This window comes from Ruegeria sp. YTSA135 (genome assembly GCF_059610165.1).
This window is the reverse complement of record NZ_JBXWNC010000004.1, coordinates 141,710-156,913: the sequence shown is the minus strand read 5'-3', so window position 1 is coordinate 156,913 and position 15,204 is coordinate 141,710. Positions and strand designations below refer to the sequence as shown.

Genomic DNA, 15,204 nt, shown 5'->3' with positions numbered 1-15,204 from the left:
GCTGCGAAGACTAGCGCAGCGTTGCCGACAAGGTAAGTCAGATCAGCAGATCACCCGAAATTGGCCAATGCTGGGAAGGTCTCGAGCAGCCACCAGCTAAATTCGGTAAACAGTCCCGTAATCAGCATGATACCAACGAACAGCAGTAGCCCGCCCATGACTTTTTCGATCGTCGCCATGTGTGGCTTGATACGGTTCATCACCGACATCGACCGGTTCAGGAACATTGCGGCCAGCAAAAACGGAATACCAAGACCGGCAGCATATACGCCCAACAGCAGCGTACCGCGTGCAACCGATGCTTCGGACGCTGCCAAAGATAGGATTGCACCGAGTTGGGGGCCAATGCACGGCGTCCAGCCAAAGGCAAAAGCCAGACCGAGAATGTATGCACCGAACACCGAACCACCCGAGTCTCCGGTCTCGATCCGTGCCTCACGATCAAGGAAGGGAATGCGGAAGACGTTCAGGAAGTGCAAACCAAAGACAATGACCACAGCGCCTGAAAGCTTGGCGAACAGCACCTGGTTCTGCAACACAAACGCCCCAAAGGCGGATGCGGTAAAGCCAAGCAGCAGAAATACGGTCGACAATCCAAGCACAAAGAACAAAGCCGTCAGTGTCGCTTTGCGCCTCGCTTGCGCCTGGTCCTTCATCTCGTTGATTGAAACGCCGCTCATATACGCAAGGTACGGCGGTACAATGGGCAGAACGCAGGGCGACAAAAAGCTGATCAGGCCGCCAAGCAGCGCGATGAGCATGGCAGGAAGCAAGCCTGCGTCTATGATATCTATTCCGAACATGTTTCAGCACATAGGGTATCAAATTCATTGCGTCACCGGGCCATTCGGTCACATCCTCGTGGTTGCGTGCTGGACACAAGGGAAAAGTGAAAATATCTGAGACACATGTCTAATCCTAACGAAACACTCGACGCGTTGGGCCTTTTGTGTCCTTTGCCCGTCCTGAAAGCCAGAAAACGCCTTAAATCCTTGCCTGCGGGGGCCGTTTTACGCGTGCTTGCGGATGATCCGGCCGCTATTGTGGACGTTCCGCATTTTTGTGCAGAAAGCGGGCATCAACTGCTTTCACAAGAAGATGCCGATGGACACCAAGTCTATCTGATACAGAAAGCAGGTTAGGTCGCAGAAGCGATCTGATCTAAAAAAGGCGGACCCTGAAGCCCGCCTTTGTTAGTCACTGTCCCAAGGACCACCATCCGCGCCGTTTTGGTTTGGCGGGTTCGTCGGGCTGTTCGGGCTCGTCCGCAACAACTTCGAGCACCGGAGCAGACGAGTCTTCTGGCTCCGTGTTGGCCTCCGCTACTTCTACATCGTCGGTGGTCGGTTCTACACCTTCGGTGACTGCCGTTTCTGTCACCTCTTCAACCTCGGTGCTGATTGACTGCGCGACAGTGTCCTCAACAGCTTGTGCTGGTTCAGGCTGTGCGTTTGCCGCGACTTGTTCGCCTTCGTCGGTGCTACTTTCAGCACCGACTTCTGCAAGTGGTTCCGCTACGACTTCATCAGCCTGAGGCTCAGGCGAATCCGTAGCTGGGGTTTCCTCAGAAACGTCCACCTGCTCGGAAGTTTTTTTGCGGCTGCGAGGAGCGCGGCGACGCTTCGGCTTTTCCGCTTTCTCATCAGAGACCGTTTCTTCAACCTTGGTATCTGACGGGGCTTCTTCTGCCTTGGCATCAGATACTGCATCATCTGCAGCTTCTGTAGCGGTCTCTCCGTCCTCTACGCTGGTGTCAGGCGTATCTGATGAACCATTGTTTTTCTTCCGCCGGCGCCGACGGCGCTTGCGCTTGGGTTTGGTGTCCTCTTCGGTCTGAACCGCGTCTTCCTCAGTGGCTTCGTCATCGTCCGAGTCGACCATATCCATCAAGGATGCGTCGACGGACACAACAGGCGCGCTTGCCTCGGGTACGACGCGGCTGGCGGTTTTGAACTTCTCCATTGAGAAATCAGGGCTGACCAAATGTATGTCACCCTCGATCCGAACTGACATACCATAGCGCGCTTCGATTTGCGCAATGTGTTCGCGCTTTTGGTTCATCAAGAAGTTTGAAATACCAACAGGGCAGCGCACCAGAACCTCGCGTGATCGGCGACGGGTGCCTTCTTCTTCGATCTGGCGCAGGATCGAAAGCGCCATGTTGTCGTCCGAGCGGATCAGCCCGGTACCGTGGCACGATGGGCAGGGCTGCGTCGTCGCCTCAAGCATACCGGGGCGCAGACGCTGGCGGCTCATCTCCATCAGGCCAAAACCGGAAATCCGACCTACCTGAATGCGTGCGCGATCGGTCTTTAGCTTTTCCTTCAACCGCTTTTCGACGGCTGAGTTGTTCTTGCGCTCGTCCATATCGATGAAATCGATGACGATCAGGCCCGCAAGGTCACGCAGTCGCAATTGCCGCGCCACCTCTTCCGCAGCTTCCAAGTTGGTCTTGAGCGCGGTTTCCTCGATCGAACCTTCTTTGGTCGCACGGCCCGAGTTCACATCAATCGCGACGAGCGCCTCGGTAACGCCAATTACAATATACCCACCGGATTTCAACTGTACCGTCGGGTTGAACATCGCGGCCAGATAGCTTTCGACCTGATAGCGCGCGAACAATGGCAAGGCGTCTTCGTACCGTTTCACATTCTTGGCGTGGGACGGCATGATCATTTTCATGAAGTCCTTGGCGATGCGGTAACCGCCCTCGCCCTCAACCAGAACCTCGTCAATTTCGCGATTATACAGGTCGCGGATCGACCGCTTAATCAGGTCGCCTTCTTCATAAATCTTCGCCGGTGCTATGGATTGCAACGTCAATTCGCGGATTTGTTCCCACATGCGCTGCAGATATTCATAGTCACGCTTGATCTCGGATTTGGTGCGCTTGGCACCTGCTGTTCGGATGATCAGGCCAGCGCCAGTCGGAACGTCGATTTCCGCCGCGATTTCTTTCAGTTTTTTCCGATCCGGCGCATTGGTGATCTTGCGGCTGATCCCGCCGCCCCGCGCCGTGTTGGGCATCAGCACGCAGTAGCGACCGGCCAGAGACAGATAAGTCGTGAGCGCTGCGCCCTTGTTGCCACGCTCTTCTTTCACGACCTGAACCAGCAGGACCTGACGAACCTTTATGACTTCCTGGATCTTGTACCGGCGCGGGCGCGGCTTGCGCGGAGGGCGGATATCCTCGCTATCATCATCGTCGGCCACCGATTCGATGCTGTCATCCTTGGCAGCCGCGTCCGAGCGGGAGACTGTTTCAGCATCGCCATTGCCATCGGCCTCTTCGCTGGCTTCATCAGCCGCGACATCCTCAGCCTCCGCAGCGGCGGTTTCAGACTCGTCGGGATCGTTTTGAGCCTGAACCTCCTCATCCGCGGCTTGTGGTGCCGGCTCAACCGGTGCCTCAGCTTCGTCTGCATCCACTGTTTCGACGTCAAGGTCCTCGCCCGTCGTCTCCGCCTCATCATCAGTGGGCTCTTCTACAGGCGTCTCGGCAACATAATCCATCGGTGAGGTGCCCTCGGGAACTGCCAAATCAGCACCCTCTTCACCTTCATCCAAATCAATCGTTTCCATCCCGGTCGGTTCTGCCGACACCTCGATAGTTTCGACCACGTCATCGGATTTTACGTCAGCTGCCTTGGTCCGTGATCGTGAGCGTCGCTTCTTGGGCTTGGAGTCTTCTGCCTCATCCCGTGCCTTCATAGCTTCGGCATAAGCGCGCTCTTCTTCCATAAGAGCTTCGCGGTCGGCAACAGGGATCTGGTAGTAATCCGGATGGATTTCCGAGAACGCAAGGAACCCGTGCCGATTTCCGCCGTAATCTACAAAGGCGGCCTGTAGCGAAGGTTCAACCCGTGTTACTTTTGCAAGGTAGATGTTACCTGCGAGTTGACGTTTATTTTCGGATTCAAAATCGAACTCTTCAACCTTGTTTCCGTCGACCACCACAACGCGGGTTTCCTCCGCGTGGGTGGCGTCGATAAGCATTTTTTTAGCCATGTGTCCTTGGTGCACCTCGCCAAATGCGTTGCCCTTACCCGTCCGGGGGGACAGGCGCTTTTGGGGTGGTGTCTTGTCAGGGCGATATCGGACGGCGCGCGGCAGGGTCTGGCGCTGTGGCCCCCTGCCCGTACACTCGATCGTTGCGCGCGCGTCATCGCGGTTCTTCTCCGACAGGTGCGGTATGCCGCGACCTGCCCATTTATTCCTTTCGCCCGCGTTTGCGGGCTCAGGCGTTCAACAGCCCCACTGGGGCATAATCGGTCTGCTTTACCTCGTGGGTTTCATCACCATCCGCGACAAAGCAGCGAAACTCAAAAAAGTCGGGGCTTAAGGGCATAAAAACGCCCGGCCCGTTTCGACACAATAAAGGCAGTCTTGTGGAAAAGACAATGGGCAAACTGCGTAGCAACCTCGTGGACGCCATTGCGACCCCATCCTTCGACTAATAATGTCGCGGCTAGCTTAAGCGCATAGGCTGGTGCGTTGCAGAGTGCTTCACTCTTCAACTTACAGGTAGTCCGACCTTTGCAGGCTGTACTTTGCCATCTTCTCGTTCAATGTACGCCGCGGTAGGCATAGCTCCTCCATCACAGAAGCGATCGAGCCTTTGTGACGGCGCATGGTGTTATCAATCAACATCCGCTCAAAAGCTTCGACATATTCCTTAAGCGGCTTACCCTCGGTTGTCATGACCGGTTGCATTTCCTCATGATCTGACATCAGCAGGGAAGCAATCGTTCCTGATCCACGCCGTGATTGCAGTACGGCGCGTTCGGCGATGTTGATCAATTGGCGCACGTTTCCTGGCCACGGAGCCTGCAGCAGTTGCGCCGCTTCCTGGGCGCTGACCTGCGGTGCGTCGCAGCCATATTCTTCTGCAAATTGCTCGCTGAGGCGCGTGAACAGGGTCAGGATATCCTCTCCGCGCTGGCGGAGCGGTGGCATAGTGATGCGCAGCGCGGCCAGACGATAGAACAGGTCGGGGCGAAGCACATCTTCGCTGGTCTTTCCTGCCTCTTGAAGGTTCGAAATCGCGACGATACGCGTCTCTGCCGGTGTACCTTGATCATTCATTACACTCAGCAAACGCGCTTGAAGCGTGTCGCTGAGCGCCTCAATGTCTTCCAATACCAAGGTACCGCCGCGCGCCTCTTCGATAGCGGGCAATTGCGCATCTTCGGGCATCATCGGCCCGAACAGGCGTTTGGAAAGCGCCTCTTCCTCAAGCGCGGCGCATGAGACCAGAACAAATTTCTTTCCGGCCCGGCTACCCACTGCGTGCAGCGCATGTGCAACCAGCGTTTTACCCGTGCCCGTTTCACCATCAATCAGAACGTGACCATCCGCCTGACCCAAATCCAGAATATCCTCGCGCAAGCGCTCCATCACTGGGCTGGCGCCGATCAGCTTATTCATGATCTGAGTTCCGCCAGACAGTTCACGCCGCAGCGCCCGGTTGTCCAGCGTCAGGCGACGCGCGTTGCTGGCGCGTTTCGCCAGTTCCGACATGCGATCTGGGTTGAATGGCTTTTCCAGAAAATCGAATGCGCCAACGCGCATTGCTTCGACAGCCATCGGCACATCGCCGTGCCCAGTTATCATGATCACCGGCAGCGTACTATCGGCGCCCATCAACTTTTTCAGAAGTTGAATGCCATCCATACCTGGCATTTTAATGTCGGATATCACGATGCCCGGGTATTCCGGCCCCAAGACTTTCAACGCGTCTTCGGCGCTTGAAAACGTTTCGGTGTCATATCCCGACAAGGCTAGCCACTGGCTGATCGACTGGCGCATGTCCTGTTCGTCATCCACAATGGCGATTTTCATGGCTTGTGCCATAGTCAATCCTCGTTACTCAGCGGCCGCGAGGCCGTCGCTTCCCAGTATCGGCAGCTGCATCTCGAACACGGCGCCGCCTTGCTGACTGTTGCGCGCGGTTAGCCGTCCACCGTGGTCGTTCACGATACCCGACGAAATGGCAAGACCCAACCCAACCCCGTCGCCGGGTTGCTTGGTGGTGTAGAACGGCTCGAAAAGGTTTTCGATATCTTCAATTCCGTAACCATTGTCGCGCACGGTCAGCACTGCCATGTCGCCCGCTGCCAGTATGATCTCAACATCTGGATCCGATACAGATTTGGTGGCGTCCAGCGCATTCCGCAAGAGATTGACCATCACCTGTTCGATCCGCATCCGATCCCCCATCACTATGACAGGTTCTTCCGGCAAAATCTGCGTTATTTTAACATGTCGCTGACGCAGCTGCGGCTCCATCATCGACAGGGACGAAGCCAATGCTTCGCCAAGGTTTACAGGGGAAAACGCATCCGCACCCTTGCGAGCGTAGGATTTAAGCTGGCGCGTGATTGCACCCATCCGCTCAATCAGGCCGTCAATGCGGCCAAAGCTGGCTAGCGCTTCTTCCGGCCGGTTTCTGCGCAGCAGCAACCGCGCTCCGGCCAGATAGGTTTTCATTGCAGCCAACGGTTGATTCAACTCGTGGCTTACAGCAGCCGACATCTCTCCCAAGGCGGCAAGTTTTGAGCTTTGTGCAAGCGTCTGCTCGGCAACTTCCAAGGTCTTTTCAACCCGTTCCCGCTCAGCAATTTCCCGCTGTAGCCGGGTGTTCAATGCGCGAAGCTCTGCCGACTCGCGCTGGAACAAAGTCATCCGGAACGTTGCCCGACGGCTAAGCGCATAGAAGGCCAGCGCCAGAAGAATCGCAAAACCCATTATTTCAAGCGCGAGAACGCTGTTCACCCTTTCGCGGATCGACGCATAAGTTGTGAAAGACGTCATTTGCCATCCTCGGAACGGTATGCGCGTTTCCATTCGCATCACGGCCTCGCCTTGCAAATAGGCGTCGGGTGGCAGCGCGGCCCAGTCGGTGGTTGCACGGATGGCACGCTGAATTGCACCTTCAGGCGGCTGTCGCAACAACGCCTCGTCTTCCTTGTGGCCGCGCCACTGAGGTTCGGTAGACAAAATGATGGTGCCGGTACTGTCCGCCACCATCACCGCATCTGAAATCCCTGCCCAGGCCAGTTCGAATTTGCGCAGATCGACTTCAACAACAATAACGCCAAGGATTTCAGCATTCGCGTCGATGCGGCGTGAATAGACAAAGCTGTAGCCGCCCGACTCCTTCTCAATCACCGTGAAGATGGTTGCGTTCGAACGTACGGCGTCAATGAAATAGGGCGAACTGCGGTGCGCCTCGCCCAACCGGTTGCGATCCGTGGACGCGACAGAGCGTCCATCCCTGTCCAAAAGCATCAACGATGCGGCACCGATCTCTTCGACAAAGGAAATCAGGCGTTGCGTCGACAGTGAAAAGTCACTGGATTGAAGCGCCGAAATCAACGTCGGATCGCGGGCGAGGAGTTGCGGCACAATCGAATTTCTACGCAACTCGCTAAGCAGGTTGCCCGAATATAGGGCCAGACGCAGTTCGGCCCGGTTTCGCGTCGACTCGGTAAACCTATCCGTCAAAAGCCTGTTCGTGATCCACACCGTTGCTACCGCAGCCACCAAAAGCGCGATAACAGCGAGACGCAGGCGCCACCCAAGGGGTGCGCCGCGGAAAGGATTTGTAAGATTAAACCCGCCTGAGCGTTCGTCGGAACTCATCCCCGAAAGTTACGCGGGGATTGATGTAACCTCAAGTCACGCAGGAGTAAGAACACCCGACAATGCGCGGAACAACGCCGTTCCGTCAGTCCCACCATGACCCTCATCCGCTGCGCGTTCGGGATGCGGCATCATACCCAGAACGCGGCGGTTTTCGGAAAGAATGCCAGCAATGTCGCCAACCGACCCGTTGGGGTTCTCGGTATAGGTGAAAGCGATCCTGTCCTGATCGCGAAGTGACGACAATGTTGCGTCATCTGCGAAATAGTTCCCATCATGGTGAGCAATCGGAATGCCCAACACATCACCAGCATTGTAGCCTTGGGTAAAGGCACTGTCGCTGGTTTCAACCTTCAGACCAACCGTCTTGCAGATGTACTTCAAACCTGCATTGCGCAAAAGCGCACCGGGCAGGATTCCGGTCTCGGTCAGGATCTGGAACCCGTTGCAGATACCCACGGCATAACCACCCCGCTTGGTGTGTTCTACAACCGCCTTGCAGATCGGAGATTGCGCGGCAATCGCGCCGCAACGCAGATAGTCACCGTAAGAAAACCCGCCAGGGACCCCCACGATATCAATGCCCTGCGGCAGCGCGGCATCCTTGTGCCAAACCATATCAACCTCAAACCCCGCCTCTTCAAAAGCGACGGCAAGGTCCCGGTCACAGTTAGAGCCTGGAAAAACGATGACAGCAGCGCGCATTGCGGAGCCTCCGGGTAAAGGGATCAGACCAGTTCGATCTCGTAACGCTCGATGACCGTGTTGGCCAATAGTTTTTCGCACATCTCGGTGATGTCAGCCTCGGTCGAACCGTCGGCCAGCTCAAGATCAATCACCTTGCCTTGGCGCACGCCCTCGACCTGATCAAAACCCATTGCGCCCAATGCATGCCGCACGGCCTCACCCTGCGGATCGAGGACCCCGTTCTTCAGCATCACATGCACCCGTGCTTTCATTCCTGCAACTCCAGCTAAGGGCCAAGGTTTCGGGCCCGTTCCGTTGCGCGGGGGATAACGTGCCAAACGTCGTTCGACAACCCTCGTCCTTGCATTGATCGTACTGGTTTTTGAACTCAGTTTCCGCCCGTCAGCCCAGGAAATCGCGTATCGATGGCATTGAAGGTGCCGGTCAGCACCATTTCAACAGCGACAGCGACAAGGATGATTGCCATTACGCGGGTGATCACATTGATCATGGTCGGACCCAGAAACCGAGAAATCGGGTCCGCGAACAATAAACCCGCTCCGACAATCGCGCAGGCTATAAGCACTGCCGAACCCAAGGTCACAATCTCGACCCCGTCTGAAAGCGTATGTGCAAAAACAATAGTCGTAGCGATGGTTCCCGGACCAATCGTCAACGGAATCGCCAACGGCACGACGGCGATATTGCTCTTCTTACTATGGCCATGCTCTGCAGCGTGCTGATCGCCTTTTGGCGGATCAGACGCGTTTAACATGGTCATCCCCACCCCAAGAATGATCAGCCCCCCGGCGATGCGGAACGAGGGGATGTCGATCCCAAAAATCGCCAAAACCTCTTCACCGACCAGAATCGATATCAAAGCAACGGTCACAACGGTCCCGGTCACGATCAACGCAACGCGCTTACGTTCGGTTGCCGAGTATCCTTCGGTCATGCTCAGGAAAATCGGAATTCCGTATAGCGGATTAAAAATCGCCAGTAGCGCTGCAAGAAACTTCAAAAAAACTGCCTGATCAAACAATTCGGCCATGTTGGAACTGCCGTAAGTTGCACCTGTCCTGACAATGCGAAGGTCCCACCGTCCTGTCAAACCAAGAGGGCAAAAGAAACGGGCGCCGTTTGCAAAAAACAGCGCCCCAAGCAGTTTGCGGTGGTTGATGGTCTAGTTGATCAGCGTCGGCTTTGATACGTTGCTTTTCGGCAAAACACCCAGGCGCCGCGCGACCTCGGAATAGGCGTCCGTCAGATTCCCCAGGTCGCGGCGGAACACGTCCTTGTCGAGTTTCTGACCAGTTTCGATATCCCACAGGCGGCAACTGTCCGGGCTGATCTCATCAGCGACGACCAAACGCTGATAGTCACCTTCATAAACGCGGCCAATTTCAATCTTGAAGTCGACCAAACGGATGCCAACCGAGTACATCACGCCGCTCATGAAATCATTCACACGCAATGCAAGGCTCAGGATATCATCCATATCCTGCTGGCTGGCCCAACCGAAAGCCGCGATATGCTCTTCTGAGACCAGAGGGTCCCCAAGCGCGTCATCCTTGTAGCAATACTCCACAATCGGGCGCGGAAGCTGCGTACCCTCGGCGATGCCCAGCCGTTTTGACATCGAACCGGCGGCATAGTTCCGCACGATCACTTCAAGGGGCACGATTTCACAACTGCGCACCAATTGTTCGCGCATGTTCAGGCGACGAATGAAGTGTGTTGGTACACCGATCTGGGCCAGACCTGTCATAAAGAATTCGCTCAGACGATTGTTCAGAACGCCCTTGCCATCAATCACATCTTTTTTCTCGGCGTTGAACGCAGTGGCATCATCTTTGAAATACTGCACGATGGTCCCGGGTTCCGGGCCTTCATACAGAATCTTGGCCTTACCTTCATAGATTTTCTTGCGACGCGCCATTAGCGACCCTTCCAGTCTGTCGAGAGGGAATGACTCCCTCCGCTTTGGCGTTCTCATAGTGCAAGCCCCCCTTTCCCGCAAGTTTACTGATCCAAGGGGCTTTGATGCAGCGCAAATCACTTGCGAACAGCTTGTCGTATGGTCATATCATCACCAAACAAGTTGTAACCCAAGAGGTCCCCTACCAATGACCACGTTTGACGAACGCGAAAACGCCTTTGAAGCCAAGTATGCGCATGACGAAGAGATGCAGTTCAAGGCGCAGGCCCGCTGCAACAAACTGCTTGGCCTGTGGGCCGCGGAAAAACTGGGCAAATCCGGTGATGATGCGGCAGAATACGCCAGGACGGTCGTCATTGCGGATTTCGAAGAGGCCGGCCACGAAGACGTGGTGCGCAAGGTCGCGGGTGATCTTGGGTCTTTGTCCTCGGCTGATGAAATCCGCGCCAAGATGGCCGAACTTCTACCCGTCGCCAAAGCTCAGGTCTTAAGCGAGACAGAATAAGGGCTTAACACCGACCTCATGATCTTCATGAGATTTATGAATTTGATTTGACGCCCCTGTCATGAGACACGGGGCGTCTCTTCTTTTGACGGGCCATTTGCGCCTTTTTTCGGAATACCCCAATGACAAATGCACTCAGCCAGCTTCTTGCGACAAACGATGTCATTCTCGCAGATGGGGCCACGGGCACCAATCTGTTCAATGTGGGGCTGCAGTCGGGTGACGCACCAGAACTTTGGAATGTGGATTCGCCAGACAAAATTCGGGCGCTGTATCAGGGTTGGGTTGATGCGGGCAGTGATTTGTTCCTGACCAATACGTTTGGCGGAACGGCTGCACGTCTAAAGTTGCATGACGCACAGAACCGGGTGGCCGAATTAAACCGCATCGGGGCGGAACTTGGCAGAGAAATTGCTGACAAGGCAGGTCGCACTATCGTTGTTGCTGGTTCGGTCGGCCCAACGGGTGAAATCATGGAACCGGTCGGAAGCCTGTCGCACGCGGATGCGGTTGAGATGTTCCACGAACAGGCCGAAGCGCTAAAAGAAGGTGGTGCAGACGTTCTGTGGGTCGAAACCATCAGCGCGCCCGAGGAATTTCGCGCTGCGACCGAGGCGTTTGCGATGGCCGATATGCCGTGGTGTGGAACGATGAGTTTTGACACCGCTGGTCGCACAATGATGGGCGTAACATCAGCAGATCTGGCCAAATTGGTCGAAACACTTCCGAACAAACCGCTGGCCTTCGGCGCGAATTGCGGTACGGGCTCATCTGACATCATGCGGACGGTTTTGGGCTTTGTGGCTCAGGGAACGGACCTGCCCTTGATTTCAAAAGGAAACGCCGGAATTCCAAAATATGTAGATGGTAGTATTCAGTATGACGGCACACCCGACCTGATGGCGCAATACGCCGTGATGGCACGCGATGCCGGGGCGACTATTATCGGCGGGTGCTGCGGAACGATGCCCGCGCATTTGCGGAAAATGCGCGAGGCGCTTGATAGCACTCCGCGCGGGTCCAGACCAACTTTGGATCAGATATCCGATGCACTGGGGCCGTTTACATCCGCCTCTGACGGCACAGGTGACACCACCGCCGCGCCCGAGCGGCGCTCACGCCGCCGCCGCCGCGCGTAGGCGTTTCAGCGCCCTTCGAATTTCGGGGGACGTTTTTCCATAAATGCCACGACACCTTCGGCGAAATCTCGGCTGCGCCCGCATTCGCCCTGCAAATTCGCCTCTAACGCCAATTGCTGAGGCAGAGTTTTTTCATAGGTTCCGCGAATGGCCTTTTTAATCGCACCAAACCCGGCTGTCGGGCCGTCCGCCAGATAGGCCGCACGCTTGCGCCAATGGGCGTCGAATTCAGCGTCAGGTACAGCTTCCCAGATCAGGCCCCATTGATCCGCCTCGCGCGCACTGATCTTGTCGGCAAACAAGGCCGCGCCCATGGCTTTGGCAAATCCCATCTGCCGCGGCATAAACCAAGTGCCGCCTGCGTCGGGCAACAGTCCAATCCGAGCAAATGCCTGCAAGAAATAGGCGCTTTCGGTTGCGATCACCACATCGGCGCACAGTGCAAGATTTGCCCCTGCCCCCGCCGCAGCCCCGTTCACGGCCGCGATTGTCGGCACCGGGCAGTTGTAGATCGCTTCCAACATGGGTTCGTATTCGTCACGCAGCGTGCGCTCCAGATCCACTTTGCCGGTGCTGGACGCGTCGCCGAGATCCTGCCCCGAGCAAAACGCCCCACCTGCCCCGGTCACAACAATCGCGCGCGCGTTCCGTGCGGCGTAGATCATGGCGTGTGTAACCTCGGCGCGCATTTGCACCGTCATCGCGTTCATCTTGTCCGGGCGGTTCAGGGTAACTACCGCCAAATCGTCCGTGATATCCAGCAGGATCGTTTCGTAGTCCATGAACCCCTCACCAAATCTGAGCTTTGGCGAACCTTGACCCAATTAGACAAGAAGGAAAAGATGAACCCTGGGTCAGTCTTTAAGAATTTGGCGCAAACGTTCTTTCTCAGCCTCACTAAGGGTATCTTTCTCACCCTCAGCCTGCACTTGTGAACGTTTTCGTAAAAAGCTCCAACCCATAACTGCCGCGATCAGCAGCATAATCGGGCCAGCCAACCACAGCATCAGATTTGAGCCTGTGACAGTTGGTTTCAACAGAACATATTCGCCATAGCGATCCACTATGAAGGCGATTGCCTCTTCATCCGTGTCCCCGGCAACCAAACGCTCACGTACCAAAAGGCGCAGGTCGCGGGCCAAGTCTGCATTGCTTTCATCGATGCTTTCGTTGCGGCAGACAAGGCAACGCAAACCGGTGCTAAGGTCGCGCGCCCTTTCTTCCAGCCCCGGATCATCAAGCACCTCGTCCGGCTGTACAGCGAATAATGGCGACGCAATCAGCGACAGGACTAAGACCAGACGCTTCATTCTGCTGGCACCCCGCGCGCTGGCGTCTTGCGCGCACCGGCTGCGACGCGGAAACGTCGATCCGACAGGCTGAGTAGTCCACCAAGGGACATCAGGATACATCCGGCCCAAATCCAATTGGCAAAGGGCTTGATATATGTCCGAACAACCCACCCTCCGTTCGCTTGCCGATCACCGATCACCACATAGAGATCACGCAGGAACCGATAGTCGATGGCGGCTTCGGTGGTGGGCATCTGCGCCACGGGGTAATCACGCTTTTCGGGATGCAGGGTGCCGATTATCCGTCCATCTTTTTCGACCAGCACGTCTGCTGTTGTAGAAAAATAGTTTGGCCCCTGTACACGCCGGACATCTTCCAGGGTCAGAGTAAATTGGCCAACCTTGAACGGCTGACCAGGCTGGGCGACGCGAATATCCTCGACCTCCCACGCAGTCAGGCCAGCGATGGCGAACATGGTCACTCCAAGTCCGGTATGCGCAACCGCTTTGCCCCAATCCGCACCTGGCAGACGGAAAAGGCGTCTAAAACTGCCATTCCGGCCCGTTCGGCTCCACAAATCGAAGGCCGCCCCGAACGTGATCCAGGCGCCAAGGAACAAGCCAACCGGCCCCAATGCGCTGCGACCTGTCTGCATTGCCCAGACAAGTAACGACACCGCAAGGGCCAGGATGAAGACATAGCGTAACGAATACGCGGTTTTCCCAAGCTTGCCACGTTTCCACGGCAGCATCGCACCAACAGGCAATACAATTCCCAACGCAACCATAAATGGGGTAAATGCCGCGTTAAAGAATGGAGGGCCAACCGATAGCTTTCGATCAAAGGCCATTTCGGCGACCATCGGCCACATCGTTCCAACAAAAACGACAAAGCAGCTAACGGCCAGCAGGATGTTGTTCAACACCAGTGCGCTTTCACGGCTGACCATGCCGAACACGCCCTTTGCCTCCATCGTCTGCGCACGGGCAGCGAATAACGTCAGCGCGCCTCCCATGAAGAACACAAGGATAAGCAGTATAAAGACGCCGCGTTCGGGATCGTTTGCGAATGCATGGACCGAGGTTAGCAAACCCGAACGCACGATGAACGTACCGATCAGTGAGAACCCAAATGCGATGATCGCCAACAGGATGGTCCAGCTTTTAAGTGCCTCTCGTTTTTCCACAACAATCGCTGAATGCAACAAGGCGGCCGCCAAGAGCCACGGCATAAAGGATGCGTTTTCAACTGGATCCCAGAACCAGAACCCGCCCCAGCCAAGCTCATAATATGCCCACCAAGAGCCCAGGGCGATACCGATTGTCAAAAACACCCAGGCCGCCAGGGTCCACGGACGTACCCAACGGCCCCAAGCCGCGTCGACGCGACCTTCAATCAGCGCAGCCACGGCAAAGCTGAACGCCATGCTCAGACCAACATAGCCCAAATACAAAAATGGCGGATGGAAGGCCAGGCCGGGGTCCTGCAACAGCGGGTTCAAATCGCGACCGTCAAAAGGTGCAACAACCAGCCGATCAAACGGGTTAGAGGTGAACAGGATGAAGGCAAAGAACGCAACTGCGATCGAGGCCTGCACCGCCAGAACTCGCGCTTTCAAGGTCGGCGGCAGACCACCTCCGAAAAACGCGGCCATCGCGCCGAACAGGGCCACGATAAGCACCCACAGCAACATGGACCCTTCATGGTTTCCCCAAGTTCCGCTGATCTTGTACAGCATCGGTTTGGCCGAGTGGCTATTCTCTACCACGATCCTTAGGGAAAAATCAGAATTCACAAACGCCCAGACCAGTGCGGCGAATGAGAAAGCAACTAACGAGAATTGGATAATCGCCGCGGACTCGGCGAAACTCATCCAGCTTGGCCATCGTTTGGCGGCACCTATCAGGGGAACCACCGTCTGTACGATGGCAACCAAAAAAGCGAGGATCAGGGCGAAGTGGCCAAGTTCTGTAAACATGGCCAACTGTATAATTCGG

At 56.0% G+C, this 15,204-nt stretch carries 14 protein-coding genes; 3 read left to right on the top strand and 11 right to left on the bottom strand.

All coding sequences use genetic code 11. The features are described from left to right. Positions 1-50: 50 nt before the first annotated feature. The gene (locus tag AC2FIT_RS07210; protein WP_496828037.1) at positions 51-803 is read right to left on the bottom strand and encodes a cytochrome c biogenesis CcdA family protein; all 753 of its coding nucleotides are present in this window, start codon (positions 801-803) and stop codon (positions 51-53) included. Between the two features lie 105 nt (positions 804-908). On the opposite strand from AC2FIT_RS07210, the gene AC2FIT_RS07205 reads away from it, so the two are divergent. Further along, on the top strand, positions 909-1,142 hold the full coding sequence (locus AC2FIT_RS07205) for a sulfurtransferase TusA family protein (protein ID WP_068331112.1): 234 nt from the start codon (positions 909-911) through the stop codon (positions 1,140-1,142). A gap of 55 nt (positions 1,143-1,197) precedes the next feature. Here the strand turns inward: AC2FIT_RS07205 and AC2FIT_RS07200 are convergent, their stop codons facing one another. From AC2FIT_RS07200 to purC, 7 genes are all read right to left on the bottom strand, one after another. Further along, positions 1,198-4,008, bottom strand: a complete 2,811-nt coding sequence (locus tag AC2FIT_RS07200) for an Rne/Rng family ribonuclease (protein WP_496828034.1) — start codon at positions 4,006-4,008, stop codon at positions 1,198-1,200. Positions 4,009-4,518: 510 nt separating this feature from the next. After that, positions 4,519-5,853, bottom strand: coding sequence for a sigma-54-dependent transcriptional regulator (locus tag AC2FIT_RS07195; RefSeq protein ID WP_068331107.1), 1,335 nt, complete (start codon positions 5,851-5,853; stop codon positions 4,519-4,521). A 12-nt stretch (positions 5,854-5,865) separates the two neighbouring features. Next, entirely contained in the window at positions 5,866-7,644 is a 1,779-nt protein-coding gene (locus AC2FIT_RS07190) for a sensor histidine kinase (RefSeq protein ID WP_496828032.1), read from the bottom strand. A 36-nt stretch (positions 7,645-7,680) separates the two neighbouring features. After that, positions 7,681-8,349, bottom strand: coding sequence for a phosphoribosylformylglycinamidine synthase subunit PurQ (gene purQ, locus AC2FIT_RS07185; protein WP_496828030.1), 669 nt, complete (start codon positions 8,347-8,349; stop codon positions 7,681-7,683). Positions 8,350-8,372: 23 nt separating this feature from the next. Then, positions 8,373-8,603, bottom strand: coding sequence for a phosphoribosylformylglycinamidine synthase subunit PurS (purS, locus tag AC2FIT_RS07180; RefSeq protein WP_068331101.1), 231 nt, complete (start codon positions 8,601-8,603; stop codon positions 8,373-8,375). A 116-nt stretch (positions 8,604-8,719) separates the two neighbouring features. Next, positions 8,720-9,442 (bottom strand): MarC family protein, encoded by a 723-nt coding sequence (locus tag AC2FIT_RS07175; protein ID WP_496828028.1) that lies wholly within the window; start codon positions 9,440-9,442, stop codon positions 8,720-8,722. A 72-nt stretch (positions 9,443-9,514) separates the two neighbouring features. Further along, entirely contained in the window at positions 9,515-10,270 is a 756-nt protein-coding gene (gene purC, locus AC2FIT_RS07170) for a phosphoribosylaminoimidazolesuccinocarboxamide synthase (protein ID WP_496828026.1), read from the bottom strand. Between the two features lie 187 nt (positions 10,271-10,457). Between purC and AC2FIT_RS07165 the strand changes: the two genes are divergently transcribed. After that, the gene (locus tag AC2FIT_RS07165) at positions 10,458-10,775 is read left to right on the top strand and encodes a DUF1476 domain-containing protein (protein ID WP_224888895.1); all 318 of its coding nucleotides are present in this window, start codon (positions 10,458-10,460) and stop codon (positions 10,773-10,775) included. Between the two features lie 122 nt (positions 10,776-10,897). Continuing rightward, the gene (bmt, locus tag AC2FIT_RS07160) at positions 10,898-11,914 is read left to right on the top strand and encodes a betaine--homocysteine S-methyltransferase (RefSeq protein ID WP_496828024.1); all 1,017 of its coding nucleotides are present in this window, start codon (positions 10,898-10,900) and stop codon (positions 11,912-11,914) included. 5 nt (positions 11,915-11,919) lie between these two features. Here bmt and AC2FIT_RS07155 read toward each other — a convergent pair whose 3' ends face one another. The 3 genes from AC2FIT_RS07155 to AC2FIT_RS07145 all read right to left on the bottom strand — a co-directional run bounded on the left by AC2FIT_RS07155 (position 11,920) and on the right by AC2FIT_RS07145 (position 15,185). Then, entirely contained in the window at positions 11,920-12,696 is a 777-nt protein-coding gene (locus tag AC2FIT_RS07155) for an enoyl-CoA hydratase-related protein (RefSeq protein WP_496828022.1), read from the bottom strand. A gap of 72 nt (positions 12,697-12,768) precedes the next feature. Next, positions 12,769-13,224, bottom strand: coding sequence for a cytochrome c-type biogenesis protein (locus AC2FIT_RS07150; protein ID WP_496828020.1), 456 nt, complete (start codon positions 13,222-13,224; stop codon positions 12,769-12,771). Next, positions 13,221-15,185 (bottom strand): heme lyase CcmF/NrfE family subunit, encoded by a 1,965-nt coding sequence (locus tag AC2FIT_RS07145; protein ID WP_496828018.1) that lies wholly within the window; start codon positions 15,183-15,185, stop codon positions 13,221-13,223. The genes AC2FIT_RS07150 and AC2FIT_RS07145 overlap by 4 nt, the downstream gene beginning before the upstream one ends. Between the last annotated feature and the right edge of the window lie 19 nt (positions 15,186-15,204).

Bases quoted from the DNA above. Each gene is read 5' to 3' on its own strand.
- AC2FIT_RS07155 (WP_496828022.1), bottom strand. From the start codon at position 12,696: ATGGACTACGAAACGATCCTGCTGGATATCACGGACGATTTGGCGGTA.
- purC (WP_496828026.1), bottom strand. From the start codon at position 10,270: ATGGCGCGTCGCAAGAAAATCTATGAAGGTAAGGCCAAGATTCTGTAT.
- AC2FIT_RS07200 (WP_496828034.1), bottom strand. From the start codon at position 4,008: ATGGCTAAAAAAATGCTTATCGACGCCACCCACGCGGAGGAAACCCGC.
- AC2FIT_RS07195 (WP_068331107.1), bottom strand. From the start codon at position 5,853: ATGGCACAAGCCATGAAAATCGCCATTGTGGATGACGAACAGGACATG.
- AC2FIT_RS07165 (WP_224888895.1), top strand. From the start codon at position 10,458: ATGACCACGTTTGACGAACGCGAAAACGCCTTTGAAGCCAAGTATGCG.
- purQ (WP_496828030.1), bottom strand. From the start codon at position 8,349: ATGCGCGCTGCTGTCATCGTTTTTCCAGGCTCTAACTGTGACCGGGAC.
- AC2FIT_RS07210 (WP_496828037.1), bottom strand. From the start codon at position 803: ATGTTCGGAATAGATATCATAGACGCAGGCTTGCTTCCTGCCATGCTC.
- AC2FIT_RS07205 (WP_068331112.1), top strand. From the start codon at position 909: ATGTCTAATCCTAACGAAACACTCGACGCGTTGGGCCTTTTGTGTCCT.
- AC2FIT_RS07145 (WP_496828018.1), bottom strand. From the start codon at position 15,185: ATGTTTACAGAACTTGGCCACTTCGCCCTGATCCTCGCTTTTTTGGTT.
- AC2FIT_RS07150 (WP_496828020.1), bottom strand. From the start codon at position 13,224: ATGAAGCGTCTGGTCTTAGTCCTGTCGCTGATTGCGTCGCCATTATTC.
- purS (WP_068331101.1), bottom strand. From the start codon at position 8,603: ATGAAAGCACGGGTGCATGTGATGCTGAAGAACGGGGTCCTCGATCCG.
- AC2FIT_RS07190 (WP_496828032.1), bottom strand. From the start codon at position 7,644: ATGAGTTCCGACGAACGCTCAGGCGGGTTTAATCTTACAAATCCTTTC.
- bmt (WP_496828024.1), top strand. From the start codon at position 10,898: ATGACAAATGCACTCAGCCAGCTTCTTGCGACAAACGATGTCATTCTC.